Source organism: Tenacibaculum salmonis (assembly GCF_041053065.1).
Lineage (GTDB): Bacteria > Bacteroidota > Bacteroidia > Flavobacteriales > Flavobacteriaceae > Polaribacter > Polaribacter pacificus_A.
On the sequence record NZ_JBFCVV010000001.1, the window covers coordinates 772,313 to 789,711 of the forward strand.

Annotated in this window: 11 protein-coding genes; 6 read left to right on the forward strand and 5 right to left on the reverse strand. The window is 30.8% G+C overall.

The features are described from left to right. The first annotated feature begins 67 nt into the window (after positions 1–67). From argS to AB0T67_RS03210, 6 genes are all read left to right on the forward strand, one after another. Entirely contained in the window at positions 68–1,843 is a 1,776-nt protein-coding gene (gene argS, locus AB0T67_RS03185) for an arginine--tRNA ligase (RefSeq protein WP_369219116.1), read from the forward strand. A gap of 262 nt (positions 1,844–2,105) precedes the next feature. Next, positions 2,106–3,494 carry a dihydrolipoyl dehydrogenase gene (gene lpdA, locus AB0T67_RS03190; RefSeq protein WP_369219117.1) on the forward strand — a complete coding sequence of 463 codons (1,389 nt, stop codon included), beginning with the start codon at positions 2,106–2,108 and terminating at the stop codon, positions 3,492–3,494. Positions 3,495–4,164: 670 nt separating this feature from the next. Further along, the gene (locus AB0T67_RS03195; RefSeq protein WP_369219118.1) at positions 4,165–8,238 is read left to right on the forward strand and encodes a M43 family zinc metalloprotease; all 4,074 of its coding nucleotides are present in this window, start codon (positions 4,165–4,167) and stop codon (positions 8,236–8,238) included. A 13-nt stretch (positions 8,239–8,251) separates the two neighbouring features. Further along, the gene (locus tag AB0T67_RS03200; protein ID WP_369218928.1) at positions 8,252–8,431 is read left to right on the forward strand and encodes a hypothetical protein; all 180 of its coding nucleotides are present in this window, start codon (positions 8,252–8,254) and stop codon (positions 8,429–8,431) included. A 152-nt stretch (positions 8,432–8,583) separates the two neighbouring features. Then, entirely contained in the window at positions 8,584–8,958 is a 375-nt protein-coding gene (locus AB0T67_RS03205; RefSeq protein ID WP_369219119.1) for a LysM peptidoglycan-binding domain-containing protein, read from the forward strand. A 234-nt stretch (positions 8,959–9,192) separates the two neighbouring features. Further along, positions 9,193–10,281: a porin gene (locus tag AB0T67_RS03210; RefSeq protein ID WP_369219120.1), complete on the forward strand. Its 1,089-nt coding sequence runs from the start codon at positions 9,193–9,195 to the stop codon at positions 10,279–10,281. 222 nt (positions 10,282–10,503) lie between these two features. On the opposite strand, the gene ettA is transcribed toward AB0T67_RS03210, so the two are convergent. The 5 genes from ettA to AB0T67_RS03235 form a co-directional block, all read right to left on the reverse strand. Then, complete coding sequence (ettA, locus tag AB0T67_RS03215) at positions 10,504–12,195, reverse strand: energy-dependent translational throttle protein EttA (protein ID WP_369219121.1); 1,692 nt, start codon at positions 12,193–12,195, stop codon at positions 10,504–10,506. A 22-nt stretch (positions 12,196–12,217) separates the two neighbouring features. Next, positions 12,218–12,400, reverse strand: coding sequence for a CAL67264 family membrane protein (locus AB0T67_RS03220; RefSeq protein ID WP_271231830.1), 183 nt, complete (start codon positions 12,398–12,400; stop codon positions 12,218–12,220). Between the two features lie 554 nt (positions 12,401–12,954). Then, the gene (lpxD, locus tag AB0T67_RS03225) at positions 12,955–13,941 is read right to left on the reverse strand and encodes a UDP-3-O-(3-hydroxymyristoyl)glucosamine N-acyltransferase (protein WP_369219122.1); all 987 of its coding nucleotides are present in this window, start codon (positions 13,939–13,941) and stop codon (positions 12,955–12,957) included. 102 nt (positions 13,942–14,043) lie between these two features. Further along, entirely contained in the window at positions 14,044–16,068 is a 2,025-nt protein-coding gene (locus AB0T67_RS03230; RefSeq protein ID WP_369219123.1) for an oxidoreductase, read from the reverse strand. Between the two features lie 143 nt (positions 16,069–16,211). After that, positions 16,212–17,330 carry a histidine decarboxylase gene (locus tag AB0T67_RS03235; protein WP_369219124.1) on the reverse strand — a complete coding sequence of 373 codons (1,119 nt, stop codon included), beginning with the start codon at positions 17,328–17,330 and terminating at the stop codon, positions 16,212–16,214. Positions 17,331–17,399: the final 69 nt, after the last annotated feature.

The following is a 17,399-nucleotide window of genomic DNA, read 5'->3' on the forward strand; positions in this document are numbered from 1 at the left end:
TGTTAGTTTCTCTTTAAATATCATCCAAATAAATTGTGTAATTTTGTTGTTCAATTTTCAACAACTAATGAGTATACAAACCTTAATTGAAGCAAAAGTAAAAGAAGGATTTTCAACCTTATATAATATTGAAATTCCTAGTGTAGAATTTCAAGCAACCCGTAAAGATTTTGAAGGAGATATCACTGTGGTGGTGTTTCCTCTTCTAAGGTATAAAAAAGGAAATCCTGTTCAAATTGGCGAGGATTTAGGAAAATACCTTGTTGAAAATGTTACCGAAATCACCAACTATAATGTGGTAAAAGGATTTTTAAACTTAGTTATTACAAACAGTTTTTATACTGATTTTTTTAATCAGATAGCTACAGATACTTCTTACGGATTTATTTCGCCTTCGGCGGATGATTCTTCTCGTATGGTAGAATATTCATCTCCTAACACAAATAAACCTTTACACTTAGGACACGTTCGTAATGTTTTATTAGGGTATTCGGTTGCTGAAATTTTAAAAGCATCGGGTAAAAAAGTATACAAAACTCAAATCATTAATGATAGAGGAATACATATTTGTAAATCGATGTTGGCTTGGGAAAAATTCGGAAACGGAGAAACTCCTGAAAACACAGGTTTAAAAGGTGATAAATTAGTAGGAAACTACTACGTAAAATTCGACCAAGAATATAAAAAAGAAATTGCAACTTTAGTTGCATCAGGTATTTCTGAAGATGATGCTAAAAAACAAGCACCTTTATTTATTGAAACTCAAGCAATGCTTCGTAAATGGGAAGCTGGTGATGAGCAAGTTGTAACACTTTGGAAAGAAATGAATTCTTGGGTTTACAAAGGATTTGATGTTACTTATAAAAGTATTGGTGTCGATTTTGATAAATTATATTACGAAAGTAATACGTATTTATTAGGAAAAGATACTGTTGATGAAGGATTAGAAAGTGGTGTTTTCTTCAAAAAAGAAGACGGTTCTGTTTGGTGCGATTTATCCGAAGATGGTTTGGATGAAAAACTAGTTTTACGTTCTGACGGAACATCAGTTTATATGACGCAAGATATTGGAACTGCAATTCAGCGTGCAAAAGATATGCCCGATGTTGGCGGAATGGTTTACACAGTTGGTAACGAACAAGATTATCACTTTAAAGTTTTATTCTTAATTTTAAAGAAATTAGGATATTCTTGGGCTGAACAATTACATCATTTAAGTTACGGAATGGTAGATTTACCTTCTGGAAAAATGAAATCTCGTGAGGGAACTGTCGTTGATGCCGATGATTTAATGGACGAAATGACCGATACTGCTCGTACTATTTCTCAAGAACTAGGAAAATTAGAAGGGTATTCTGATGAAGAAAAAGAAGAATTATATAGAGTTATCGGTTTAGGAGCTTTAAAATATTTCATCTTAAAAGTAGATCCTAAAAAGAGAATTTTATTCGATCCGAAAGCTTCTGTAGATTTTCAAGGAAATACAGGACCTTTTATTCAATATACTTATGCTAGAATTCAATCTATTTTAAGAAAAGCTGATTTTGATTATTCAAATACTGTTTCAATTGAATTACACGCAAAAGAAAAAGAATTAATTAAACAATTAGAATTATATCCTGAAGTAATTCAGCAAGCCGCTAACAATTATTCGCCTGCCGTAATTGCAAATTATACGTACGAATTGGTAAAAGAATTCAATTCTTTTTATCAAAATGTACATATTTTAGGAGAAGAAAACAAAGATAAAAAAGTATTCAGAGTTCAGTTATCTAAAAAAGTTGCCGATACTATTAAATCTGCATTTGCTTTATTAGGAATTGAAGTTCCTGAAAGAATGTAAAAAATGTTGCTTCTGCCCTATTTATTTTTTGATAAAAGAACTAAAATTCAAAAAATTAAAAATAAATAGGATTGAAAAAACGAAAATTCGCGTTAGGGATTGAACGGTATGTCTGAGCTCTTTTTTTGATTTTTCTTCAAAAAAAAGCGAGTAGTGAAAGCCCGCTCGAACGCCCAACTTCTCGATACGATTTTGAAAATAAAATCACTCGAAGTGACAAAAATATATAATATAAAGAAACAATAAGTAAAAAATTAACGACATGAAATACGACGTATTAATAATCGGAAGTGGTCCTGGAGGTTATGTAACTGCTATTAGAGCATCGCAATTAGGATTTAAAACGGCAGTAATTGAAAAGGAAAATTTAGGTGGAATTTGCTTAAACTGGGGGTGTATTCCTACAAAAGCATTGTTAAAATCTGCTCAGGTTTATGATTATTTAAAACATGTTGACCAATATGGTTTAAAAGCTGAAGCAATCGATAAAGATTTTGAAGCAGTTATTAAACGTAGTCGTGGTGTTGCCGAAGGAATGAGTAAAGGTGTTTCTTTTTTAATGAAAAAGAACAAAATTGATATTATTGACGGTTTTGGTAAAATTAAAACTGGTAAAAAAGTTGATGTTACCGCTAAAGATGGTTCTGTAACTGAATATTCTGCTGATAATATTATTATCGCAACTGGAGCACGTTCTAGAGTTTTACCAAATTTACCTCAAGATGGTAAAAAAGTAATTGGTTATCGTCAGGCGATGAGCTTACCTAGTCAACCAAAATCTATGATTGTTGTAGGTTCAGGTGCTATTGGTGTTGAGTTTGCACATTTTTATAATTCAATGGGAACGGATGTTACTGTTGTTGAATTTATGCCAAACATTGTACCTGTTGAAGATATTGATGTTTCGAAACAAATGGAGCGTTCTTTCAAAAAATCGGGTATTAAAGTAATGACAAGTTCATCTGTTGAAACTGTTGATACTTCTGGCGATGGCGTAAAAGCTACCGTTAAAACTAAAAAAGGTGAAGTTGTTTTAGAAGCAGATATTTTATTATCGGCTGTTGGAATTAAAACAAATATCGAAAACATCGGTTTAGAAGATGTTGGAATTATTACTGATAGAGATAAAATTTTAGTAAACGATTTTTATCAAACAAATATTCCTGGTTATTTTGCTATTGGTGATGTAACTCCTGGACCAGCTTTAGCACACGTTGCTTCTGCTGAAGGAATTACTTTAGTTGAAAAATTAGCTGGTTTACATACTGAAGCTATTGACTATGGAAATATTCCTGGTTGTACCTATGCTACTCCTGAAATTGCTTCTGTTGGAATGACAGAAAAACAAGCAAAAGAAGCTGGTTACGATTTAAAAGTTGGTAAATTTCCATTCTCTGCCTCTGGAAAAGCTACGGCTGCCGGAACTACCGACGGTTTTGTAAAAGTAATTTTTGATGCAAAATACGGTGAATGGTTAGGTTGTCATATGATTGGTGCAGGTGTTACCGATATGATTGCTGAAGCTGTTTTAGGTAGAAAGTTAGAAACTACTGGTCATGAAGTTTTAAAAACAATTCACCCTCACCCAACAATGAGTGAAGCGGTTATGGAAGCTGTTGCCGATGCTTATGATGAAGTAATTCATTTATAAATCTCTGATTATTTAAAAAATAATTAATATAAAATTTTAAAAACCTCGTCAATTTGGCGAGTTTTTTTTGTTTAAAAATTAAAAGAAGAGCCTATTTAAGTTTCATTTAAAAACGTTTTATAGCTGAAAAACAGAATATGCCAAACTGTATTTATTTAAGTTTCTACACAATTTTATAAATTCGATTGATTTTAATGACTAGAAGTAATTAAAAATTTATCAATTTTTTTTTGATAAAAAGTTCTCGATACATTTTTTTTTAAGGAAAAAAATTACTCGAACTGACAGATTATTATTATTATTTGTGAATTTTGTAATAAAATTTTATTGACTAAAATTTAAACAGACTCTAAGTGTTTGTAAAAAAATTCAGCTGCAGCCCCTTTATTTTTACGGATTTCCGTAGAATAATGAATTATTCAATAATAGAGTAATAAATAAGTGTTATCAATAAAAAAAGCCACTAAAAAACTAAAAAAAACACTATATAAATGAAATAAAAGCACTTATAATAGCGTTAATTAAATACCAAACAAACAAAAAGTGATACAATATTACCGTAAATAGATTAAAAACACTCATAATCAAACAACAAAACGTATCTTCACATTATATTAACATAATCTTAACTATATAACTAACAATTATATACTAAAAAAACAATCCTTAAATGAGAAAAAATTTTACTCTTATCCTATTGATTTTGGTTTCAGCTTTATACTCCAAAATTTATTCACAATCGGAACGCGCCTGTAAAGCAAGTGTTCAGAATGAACTTTATTTTAAAAGTAATCCTGAAGCTAGAAAAGAATATATTGAGTTTAATAAAAGCTCAAGAACAATGTCAAAAAGTCAAAGAAATAAACTACCAAGTACATATACTGTACCTGTTGTATTTCATGTATATGGTGAAGTACAAAGTGGTTTAACTGTAACTACTGATAAAATTAAAGTAGCTTTACAAAAAATGAATGAAGACTTTCAAGGTTTAAATGCAGATTTTGCAACTGTTGATGCACAATTTGCTCCTATAAAAAGTACTTTAGATGTTGAATTTAAATTAGCACAACTAGATCCTAATGGAAACTGTACTAGTGGTGTTGTTTATTATGATGAAAAATCTGGTTATGGTGGAACAGGTTCTGATGCAGCTGTTGCCGCTGATGCTTGGGACAACTACAAATATGTTAACATATACATCCAGAATGATTTATATGGTGATGGTAGTACAACAAACTCAGGTGTAGCATGGTACCCTAATACATCTATGTCAGATAGTGGTACTGCAAGAGTTGTATATAACGGTGCTTATTTACATGGAAATACTGGTGATGAATTTGCTTCTGTATTAACTCATGAACTTGGTCACTTTTTAAATCTTATACACACTTTTGATGGTGGTTGTACAATGCCTAATGATGAAGTTTTAGATACTCCTGCCGAAGCAGAATCAGTGGTTCCTGATGGATCTTGTACACCTAGTTTAAACTGTTTTGGTGAAAACATTAACTACGAAAACTACATGGGGTACAATGGTGCTGCATACGGTTGTTATAGTATGTTTACAAAAGGACAAACAGATCGTATGTTAGCTGCATTACAACATCCTGCACGTGTTACATTATGGACTGCTCAAAACTTAATGGATACTGGTGTTAATAATACTGGTGGTTCTTTAATCACTGACACTAACAGTGTTAAAGAAATGGTAAGTAATGACGGTAGCTTTAATCAAACTGTAACTATAACTCTTGATAACGCTGAATTTTCTGCTGCTTCAGGTTCTCTTACGGAAAATACAGATTATACTTTAGCTTTACCTCAAGGTTTAAGCTCTTCTATTGAAGTTACTTCTTTAACTACTGCAACATTAACTTTAACAGGTACAGCAACTAGTCATACTGCAACAAACAATGAAACTAAAAACTTAAGTTTTAATGTTTCATCTTTTTCTGGAGCATCTAACTTATCTTGTACTACAGTTGGTTTAGATTTTAAATTTTATGATCCATTCGAAATTATTTATTCGAACATTGATGATATTTCTGCTACAACAGGAGCTACTTGGGACAACCTTAATTTAACTCTTATTAATGGAGATTATACTTATGGTACATGGGCATATGTAACAGGTCATTTAAAAATTGAAACTTATGGTAAAAAATTAGTTACAAATACAGGAACAAGAGATATTACTCTTTTAGAGCAAGGTGATCTTATTTCTACTGCAAGTAATTTTACTGCTCCAGAAGATTATCCTGGTCAATTAGATATTAGATATGATGGTTATACGACATGGGAAGGTAAAACTGGTTATATTGGTTTTACTACAGACCATAATGGAGAAACTATTAACGGATGGATGAAAGCTAGTGTTTCTGCAGATGGTGAAACTGTTACTGTATATGAATATGCTTTTTCTACAGAACCAAATGGTGATATTTTAGCTGGTCAAACATTAATTGACGCTAATGCAGCTGAATTACTTTTAGCTTCTAATATAGCTTCTGAAACCTCTGATAATAATGGTAATGTTAATTTTTCTACAGAAATTAGTGTTTCTGGTGCTGCTCAATTTGCTAACAAAACTTTTGTTGCTGGTGTAGATTTTACAACTAATACACCTAATAATTATACTGTTCAAGTAACTTATGTAAGTAGTACACAAGTTAATTTAAGTATTGTTGGTACAGCTGCAAATCATGCTGAAGCAAATAATACTGCTTATAATGTAACATTTAATGCAGGTGCTTTTAGTACTGGTTATAATAATATTACTAATACAACTAATAGTATTGATGTAAATTTCTTAGATCCTTATACTATAATAACAGGAACACTTAACGCATCTGCAACTACTGCTGCAAACTGGCAATGGTTTTCTATTCCTGAATTAGATGGTGATTATTATGACTATGGAGCATATATTCCATCTGCACAAAATTTACAAGTTGAAACATATGGAAAAAGTTTAATTGCTAATGCTACAACAAAAGATATTACTTTATTAAATAATGGTGAATTAATTTCAACAGCAAGTAACTTCACTCCTGGTCTTTACCCTGATTTATTAAGTATATATACAGATACATATACTGCTTGGGATAATAAAACAGGATACATTGGATTTGAATCGATATATAAAGGTAATACAGTATATGGATGGTTTAAAGCTACTGTTGATGCTAATGGTGACGGTTTTTCTATTTCTGAATACGCTTTTTACACAAAACCACAAGGTGCAATTGAAGCAGGTAGTATTGTTATACCTACTCCTAGTACTAATACATGGACAGGAGCTACTAATAGTGACTGGAATAATGCAGCAAACTGGGATACTAATACTGTACCTACAAGTACAAGTGATGTTATTATTGCAGCAAATGCATCTCAATTTCCTACTATAAACACTCCTACTACGGTTAATACAGTTGTTATTGAATCAGGAGCTACTTTAATTGCAAATAGCACATTAACAGCTGCTGTTACTTATAAAAGAAATTTAGCAACTAGCAACTGGTACTTAATAGCGTCTCCATTAAACAATGAAACGTTAACAGATATGGTATCAAATAACATATTTGCTGCAAGTGGTACTGGAGCTATTGGTATTGCTCCATATAAAAATGATGGAACTGCTTGGGATTACCAAATGTCTAATGCGAATTTAAATATTACTTCAGGTAAAGGATACTCTGTAAAATTAAAAGTTGCTGAAGATCTTATATTTAATGGAACTGTTAATTCAGAAAATGTTACACTTCCTATAACAACAGCTACAAATAGCTATAATTTAGTAGGTAACCCTTATACTTCTTACATTAACTTAGGTGAGTTTTTTAACGCGAATCCTTTAACAAATGTTGTATCTGAAGGTACTGCTTGGTTATGGAATCAAGCTACTAATAGTTATGATTTAAAATTAGCAGGTATTGATAATAATTTTCAAGTAGCTCCAGGACAAGGGTTCTTTATTAGTGCTGCAGCAAATACTAATGTAACTTTTGATAAAGCTAATCAATCACATACTACTGGTACTTTTCAAAAACAAGCAAATACTAAAACTCAAGTTAACATAACTGCTACTTCTAGTAACGGAGCTGTTAAAACTACTAAATTATATTATTTAGAAGGAGCTACAACTGGTTTTGATAATGGTTATGATGGTACTGTATTTAAAGGAGCTAAAAGCAACTTTAATATGTATTCTAAATTAGTTAGTAAAGAAAACACTAAAGAATATGCTGTTCAGTCTTTACCTAAAGAAAACTTAGAAACAACTATCGTTCCTGTTGAATTAAAAGTAGCTACTGATCAAACAATTGTTTTTTCTGCTGATTCATTTAACTTACCTAATGATACACAGGTTTTTATAGAAGATAAAGAAAATAACGAGTTTGTTAATTTATCTGAAGGAAATTATAGTGTAGCTTTAAAAGGAAATGCTAATACAGCTAATCAATTTTTTGTACACACTTCTAATAAAGTAAATGATGAAGAAATTACTTTAAGTAATATTTCTGTATATCAATCGGCTAAAAACGAGTTAACTATTACAGGTTTACAATCTGAAGGTAATTCAATTACTATTTATTCTACAATAGGAAAACAAGTAATGGCTAAAACTTTTAACTCTAACGGAACTACAGTAATAAACTTACCTAAGGTTTCTTCAGGAGTTTATGTTGTAAATGTAACAAGTGGAGCTAAAAAGGTTAACAAAAAAGTTATTTTAAATAATTAAGAAAAAATTCAAGATGAAAAAACAAGATATATCTAAAGACACAAATATAAGCCGTGGAGAGGCTTTAAAGAAAATGGGAAAATACAGTAAGTATGCAGCTTTAACAGCTATTGGTACTTATATTGTATTAAACCCTCAAAAGGCACAAGCAGCTAGTCCTGCTGGACCTGAAGCTCCAGGTACAGCTTTTTAATAAAGCTTTTATTTAATCTTTATTTATCTCCAAGAACTTCGGTTCTTGGAGATTTTTTTTTCATCATTAACTATTAATTAATTTAGTTGTCTTGTTCAGTATTTCTCTTTTTTTGTATATTTAAATAAATTAACAATGATAAAAAAATAAAAATGAAAGCAAAATATCAAAATGTTTTAAATTTAGGTCAAGAATTAAATATTAAAAACGGAGACGTAAAAGAAGAAAACGGTGTTTTACATGTTAGTGGAACTGCAAAAAACCAATATGAAAAAAACTTACTTTGGGATGCTATAAAAGCAGTTGGAGGAGAAAACCCTACTGATATCATTGCTGATATTACAATTGAAGATACTACTGTATTTGCAAATCATACTGTAGTAAGTGGAGATACATTAGGTAAAATTGCAAAACAATATTACGGTGATGCAATGAAATATAACGAAATTTTTGAAGCTAACAATAGTATTTTAAAATCTGCTGATGCTATTAGTATCGGTCAAGAATTAGTAATTCCTAATTTATAAGAGTTACTTTTATTATATTTTTATTAAAACTGAAACAAATTGTTTCGGTTTTTTTTATTTCTATAATTAATTATAAAGTATCAAGTTCTTTTCAGTTAATAATTCATTTATAATTTTTTACATAAAGTAACAATGCTGTCTAAATAATATGAATATAGAAAAAAATTTATGTTTCTATCGTACATTTGCCCAGTGCTATGTAGCATTTAGATAAATTAATAAAATTAAATACCTATGAGTAAAAAAATTATGTTCACTACTATAGCTGTAGGAATGTTTGTATCAAATCTGCAAGCAAAACCTACTGAAGTATTGAAAATAAGCTCTTTTAAAACTTTATTATTAAAAAAAGATAATAAAAAGCAAGTAAAAAGAGATACTATAAAAGTTAAAAAAAATCAAAAAATCACTATTTACGGAAGCTTAAGACCTTCTATTACCTATCGAAATGATAGAGCAAAAAAAATTGAAAGTCTTGATGTTACAGATTTTTTCTCTCGATTAGGATTTAAAGCGGAACAAAAAATAGATAAAAATTTAACAGCATTTGTTAGAGGAGAATGGGATATTGATGTTGAAGCTGATGCTGATTTTGGTGATGCTCGTTTAGGTTATGCTGGTTTAAAAGGTAAATGGGGAAGAATTGCTATTGGAAAACAATGGTCGCCTCATTATAATATTGTTGCCGAAGTAACTGATGTTTTTAATCATAGATCAAGCCCATTTGCATATGATACTCAAAGTCCTTTTAGAACAAATAATTTAGTTACTTATAGAAATACTTTAGGGAAATTTAAAATTGATACTGGTATACAAATAAATGGAGATTCAGGTTCTACAAACGGTGGAGTTACTGATGATACTTATGGCAGAAGTTATGTTGATGCTGCAATGTTTGGAGTAGGATATACTGCTAAAAGTTTTTACCTAGCAACCTCTTATCTTACTGATGAAGATGCTAATGGTATTAAACGAGATATCTTTGCTTTTGCAGGATCTACAACTCTTTTCAAAAAACTATATACAGCTATTAATTATCAAAATATTAATATTAAAAATGATGCAGGTTTAAAACTTGATGGAAGTACTTTAGATGTTACTGCTGTGTATTCTTTTAATAAAAGCTACAACGTTAAAACAAGTTATTTTAACTATGATAATGGCACTATAGATGGTAACGGATTTAACATTACATGTGAAAAAAGATTCAATAAAAGTGTTAGAACTTATATTGAAGTTTTAAATTATAATGATTCTGATAAACCTGCTATTACCAATGTATCCGTAGGATTACGTTACGATTTATCTTATAAAGTATTATAGTATAAAAACAGAAAATGGAATCCGTCAAACTGAATTTATTTCAGTTTCACATCCTGATTTACCAGAGTCTGTTTACTAGAGTTATTAGCCTTATGCGATGCTGAAATAAATTCAGCATGACGGTTAATCTCATTTTTATTTGATTCTTAAACAGACTATTAGAATAAAAAAACTCGAAGCTATAAAGCTTCGAGTTTTTTATTAAATAATATTAATTTTAAATTATCTAATTAATTTTCTGTATTTAATACGTTTTGGCATTAAATCTCCACCTAAACGTTTCTTTTTATTTGCTTCATATTCAGAGAATCCTCCTTCAAAGAAATAAACTTCACTATTTCCTTCAAAAGCTAAAATATGTGTACAAATTCTATCTAAAAACCATCTATCGTGACTAATAACTACAGCACAACCTGCAAAGTTTTCTAAACCTTCTTCTAATGCTCTTAATGTATTTACATCTAAATCATTGGTAGGTTCATCTAATAATAAAACGTTTCCTTCTTCTTTTAAAGTCATTGCTAAGTGTAAACGGTTACGCTCACCTCCAGAAAGTGTAGAAACTTTTTTGTTTTGTTCACTTCCACCAAAGTTAAAACGACTTAAATAAGCACGAGAATTTACTTGCTTCCCTCCCATCATTACTAAATCTTGACCTTCAGAGAAATTCTCCCAAATAGATTTATCAGCATCAATGTTAGAGTGTGCCTGATCTACATAAGCAATTTTAGCAGTTTCACCTACTTTAAAACTTCCATCATCAGGAGTTTCTTCTCCCATTATCATTTTAAAGATAGTCGTTTTACCTGCACCGTTTGGTCCGATAATTCCAACAATTCCCGCTTGCGGAAGATTAAATTCTAAATTATCGTATAATAATTTATCACCAAAAGCTTTTGAAACACCACTTGCTTCAATAACATTTGTTCCTAAACGTGGACCATTAGGAATATAAATCTCTAACTTTTCATCAGTTTGTTTCTGATCTTGACTCATCAATTTATCATAATTCTTCAAACGTGCTTTTTGCTTTGTTTGACGACCTTTTGAACCTTGACGAACCCATTCTAATTCACGTTCTAATGTTTTTTGACGCTTAGAAGCTGTTTTGCTTTCTTGTGCCATTCTGTTAGATTTTTGATCTAACCAAGAAGAATAATTTCCTTTCCAAGGAATTCCTTCACCTCTGTCTAATTCTAAAATCCAACCTGCAACGTTATCTAAGAAATATCTATCATGCGTTACAGCGATTACAGTTCCTTTATATTGTGCTAAATGATGCTCTAACCAGTGTACAGATTCCGCATCCAAGTGATTGGTAGGCTCATCTAATAATAAAATTTCTGGTTCTTGTAATAATAATCTACATAAAGCAACTCTTCTTCTTTCCCCTCCTGATAAGTTTTTAATTGGAGTATCACCATCTGGAGTACGTAACGCATCCATAGCAATTTCAAGTTTAGTATCAAGTTCCCAAGCATTAGAAGCATCAATTTTATCTTGAAGCTCTGCTTGTTGTGCCATTAACTTGTCCATTTTATCAGCATCAGAATACACTTCTTCTAAGCCAAACATATCGTTGATTTTGTTGTATTCTTCTAAAATCGCAACAGTTTCAGCAACACCTTCTTTAACTATTTCAATAACCGTTTTGGTTTCGTCTAATTTTGGTTCTTGCTCTAAATAACCAACTTTATAACCTGGTGAAAAAGTTACATCACCTTGAAAATTTTTCTCTACTCCTGCTATTATTTTTAATAAAGTAGATTTACCCGATCCGTTTAAACCTAAAATACCAATTTTAGCTCCGTAGAAGAAACTTAAATAAATATCTTTTAAAACTTGTTTATTCGTACTTTGATAGGTTTTTGAAACCTTATTCATTGAAAATATAACCTTCTTATCGTCTGACATTTTTGTGCTATTTTTTTATTAATTAAACTCTTCCTTTTAAGGCGTTGAAAACCCATGCATTTGCAAAAAATCCTAAACCTACTGCTCCAAAACCATATCCTGCTACATCATCATATCTAAAAGCCCCTAGTAATACTAGTAAAAGACCTATTAAAACCATTATAATTGTTGCCCAAGCGAGGACATTATTTTTATTCATTGCCATAATTTACTCTTTAAAAAAATATCTGCGACAAATATCGGCTTTTATTTTATTATTTCTAATTACTGATAGTTCATTTTTATCTTAAAAACATACTATAATTATTGATTTTTTATAATTTATTGTTTAAATAAGTCGTTTTTTGTAGTTAAATAGAACTATTATTATTTTCTGAAGATAAAAAAATAGGCTAAAAATATAAAAGTGTGTTTTTTTTAGATATAAACGTCATGCTGAATTTATTTCAGCATCGCATAAAGCGAAGAACTACGGCAAATCAGGATGCGAAACTGAAATAAATTCAGTTTGACGGATTCGATTTTTTAGCGATAAAAGGTTTTTAAATGAAATTTAAACAAGCTCTAATAGCATAGTAAAAATTTCTAGCCCCGATTGAAGCAATTGTTTGAGCTCTTTTTTGTTTTTTTCAAACAAAAAAAGCGAGTGCGGAAAGCGGGAAATTGCTTCTAAAAATTATTTTTATTGATTTATGTATCAAAATAATAACACAAAAAAACCTCACTAAAAGCGAGGTTTTAATTAAAAATATTTATCTACTAATTTCTACCTAATTTACGTAATGCAACCCATTGCTTCATCATTTGTTTAGCATCGGTTGCAGGATATCCAAGCACGGTTTTTCCTGCGGGAACATCAGCAATAACGCCAGATCCTGCACCTACGACTGCTCCTGAATGAATAGTTGTATGATCTTTTATAGAAGCACTTCCGCCAATAATAACGCCATCGCCTAAAGTTACTGAGCCCGCTAAACCACTACTTCCTGCCATAATACAGAATTTACCTAATACCGAATTATGCCCAATTTGAACTAAGTTATCAATTTTACAACCATCGCCTAAAATAGTTGAGCTAAATTTACCTCTATCGACACATGAATTTGCACCAATTTCAACTTGATTACCAATAACTACATTTCCGATATGTGGAATTTTTGTTAATCCTTGTGCGCTTGGTCTGTAACCAAAACCATCAGCTCCAATACTTACATTATTATGAAAAATACAATTATTTCCGATAATAGTTCTTTCTCTAATTACCGTACCCGACCAAACCGTGGTATTTTGACCGATAGTAGTATCATCAAAAATAGTAACATTTGGATATAAAATAACTCCATTTGCTAACACAACATTTTTACCAACATAAGCATTTGCTCCAATTTTAGAGCCTTCGCCTATTGTTGCAGTTTTATCGATTACAGCCGTTGGATGAATTGCTGTTTCAAAATGTGGTGCTTCAGGCTGAAAAGCTTCTAATAATGTTGCCATTGCTAAATCGGCATTTTCAACTTTTATAAACGCCTTATTTTCTTCTGGCTGAATATCTAACTTACTGCATACAATAGCTGCACTTGCGTTAGAAATATCCCATAATTTTGCAAATTTTTTATTTCCAATAAAAGTAATTTGTCCTTTTCCTGCTTTTTCTATTTGCTCTGGAGCTGTAATTTTTTCAGAACAATTACCTAGTAATTCACCTTTTAATAATGAATTAATTTCTTGTATTGTAAATGATTTCATGTTGGGATTTTCTAATTAAGTTGGCTAAAAATACTGTTTAATTCGTTACAAAAAAAAAATCCTGCATAAAGCAGGATTTTAAATATTCTAATAGTTGTTTTATTAAATTTCAGCAGCTAATCTACTTCCTTGATTAATTGCTCGTTTTGCATCAAGTTCCGAAGCAAAATCTGCTCCACCAATTACATGTGTTTTTATACCTTTTTCCTCTAAAGGAGCTATTAATTCTTTTAAAGGAAGTTGTCCTGCACAAATGATAACATTATCAACTGCTAATATTTTTTGTTCTTCACCTTGCGTATAATGCAAACCTTCGTCATCAATTTTAGTATATTGAACTTCATTTATAAATTGTACTTTTTTATTTTTTAAAGTTGCTCGATGAATCCAACCCGTAGTTTTCCCTAAATTTTCGCCAAATTTACCTTTACTTCGTTTAAACATAAAAATTTCTCTTGGCGATGGATGAACTTCCGCTGTTATTCCTTCGATTCCACTTCTAGCTTTAAGAGTTTTATCAATTCCCCATTCTTGTAACCAAGCATCAATATTTAAAGATGTGCTTTCTCCTTCGTGTGCTAAATATTCTGATACATCAAAACCAATTCCACCAGCACCAATAACTGCCACGCGTTTTCCAACAGTTTTTTTATGTTTAATTACATCGATATAATTTAATACTTTTTCGTGTTCTATTCCTTTAATTCTTGGCATTCTTGGTGTAATTCCTGTGGCAATAATTACCTCATCAAAATTACCTTTTGATAAATCATCAGCAGAAACTCTTGTATTTAACTTTACAGTTACGTTATGTAAAATTAATTGTTTATTAAAGTAACGAATAGTTTCGTAAAACTCTTCTTTTCCAGGTATTTGCTTCGCGATATTAAACTGACCTCCTGTTTCTTTATCAACATCAAAAAGTGTTACTTTGTGCCCTCTTTGAGCAGCAATTGTTGCTGCCGACAAACCTGCAGGACCTGCACCAACCACCGCTATTTTTTTCTTTTTTGATGTTTGATTATAATTGAATTCTGTTTCATGACAAGCTCTCGGATTTACCAAACAACTTGCTACTTTTTTCTGAAAAGCATGATCTAAACACGCTTGATTACAAGCAATACATGTATTTATTTCATCGTCACGTTCTTGTTGTGCTTTATTAACCCATTGCGGATCTGCTAAAAATGGACGTGCCATTGAAACCATATCTGCATGACCTTCTGCTAATACTTTTTCGGCAGTTTCGGGCATATTAATTCGATTAGAAGTAATTAAAGGAATCGATAATTCTTCTTTCATTTTTTGTGTAACCCAAGTAAATGCGGCTCTTGGTACTGATGTTGCGATGGTTGGTATGCGTGATTCGTGCCAACCGATACCTGTATTTATAATAGTTGCTCCTGCTTTTTCTATTTCTTTTCCTAATTGTACGACTTCTTCCCAAGAACTTCCTTGTTCTACCAAATCTAACATTGATAATCTATAAATGATAATAAAATTTTCACCTACAGCTTCTCTTATTTTTTGAACTAATTCTACAGCTAAACGGATTCTATTTTCATAAACTCCTCCGTAATTATCAGTTCTTTTATTGGTTCTTTTTACAATAAATTGATTTATTAAATATCCTTCAGACCCCATTATTTCAACACCATCATAACCTGCTTGTTGCGATAATTTAGCACAATTCACAAAATCTTTAACAGTTCTTCGGATTCCTGATTGTTTTAATTCAAAAGGTTTATACGGATTAATAGGTGCTTGTATTTTTGAAGGTGCTACCGTTAGTGGATGATAACCATAACGACCCGAATGTAAAATTTGCATACAGATTTTACTACCTTCTTTATGTACCCTATCTGTAATAACTTTATGTTCTCTAGCATGTTTTTTAGTGCTCATTCGTGCTGAAAATGGCGCAGTCCAACCTTGAATATTCGGAGAAATACCTCCTGTTACAATTAACCCAACTCCACCTCTAGCACGTTCGGCATAATATTCGGCTATTTTTTGAGTTCCATTTTTCTCTTCCTCTAAACCTGTATGCATAGAACCCATTAAAATACGATTCTTTAATGTTGTAAAACCTAAATCTAATGGTTCAAAAATATGTTTGTATTTCATCTATCGAATATTTAAAATGTTATGCATGCATAATAAAATGCAAGATACGATTTTTCTTAAAACAAAAACCCCAAGTATTTTATCATAAGAAAATACTTGGGGTTTTTGTTTAATATTAAAAGATAGTTAACATAAATTAATACTTAAACTAAAGCACATAAATTGTCAGCTAACTCTTTTTTTAAATCCTCTAAAAAAACATTAAGTTGTTCTTTTTTGATACCAGGAACACAAATTACATGGGCAATATCTTCTTCTGATGCTAATTGATATTTTTTACATATTTCATCCGAAGGCTTTTCTAATACAACAGTTAAAGCTTCTTTATTTCGCCATGCTTTTATACCTATATTATTTAATTCATTTTCTAAATACCCTGCTAATTCTTGTGATTCTTTTACTCTTCTAGCTAACCCCTCTTTTCCATGTTTTTGAATAAAAGACCATAAAAACAAAGGAGTTAATCCATTACGAGACCCAGTTATGGTAGTATCAAAAGTACCTACATAAGACACTGAATTTGCGATACGATCTCTATGTTTTCTCTTTGCCATTACAATTCCACAAGGAATAGGACCTCCTATAAATTTATGTCCTGATATTGCGATACTATCAACACCTTCAGAAAAATCAAATTTTGGTTTTGGCGTTACAAATGGTGCTATTGTTCCTAAAAAAGCAGCATCACAATGTATATAATAATCTTTTATAGCATATTTTTTGATAATTCTTTTAATTTCATCAAGCTTATCAACAGCTTCTGTCATGGTAGTACCAATATTCAAAAAGAAAATAGCTGGTTTATCTCTACGTAACATTAATATTTGCTCTAAATCATCATAATCCATTTCTCCATTATCCTGACTTCTAACAACAATATTCTTGATATTTAATAAATGTAAATTCTTTTTTACACTATAATGTGTTGACTCACTATAATATACTACAGCATCAGGAAAATTTTCTCTAGCCAGATATAAACCGTATAAATTACCTTCAGTTCCTCCGTTAGTAACGTATCCCCAAGTTTCTTTTAAGTTTGATGAAAGAATATCAGCAAAAAAAGCAACACACTCTTTTTCGATATCTTTTGTATCTATTGCTAAAGTAGAATCAGACTCAGGATCACCCACGTTATTAATACATAAATCTAAAAAAGGAGCAAACTCTTTATATGAAAAATCTTTTGCTAACGGGTATCCTAAAAAGGTATCTGTATTTTTACTAATCCTGTTATATATCTGTTCTATCTTATTCATCATCTATGTTTTTTTCGAATACAAAGATAAAAATCAATATAATAAAACTATTTAAAACCAAATATTAAGAAT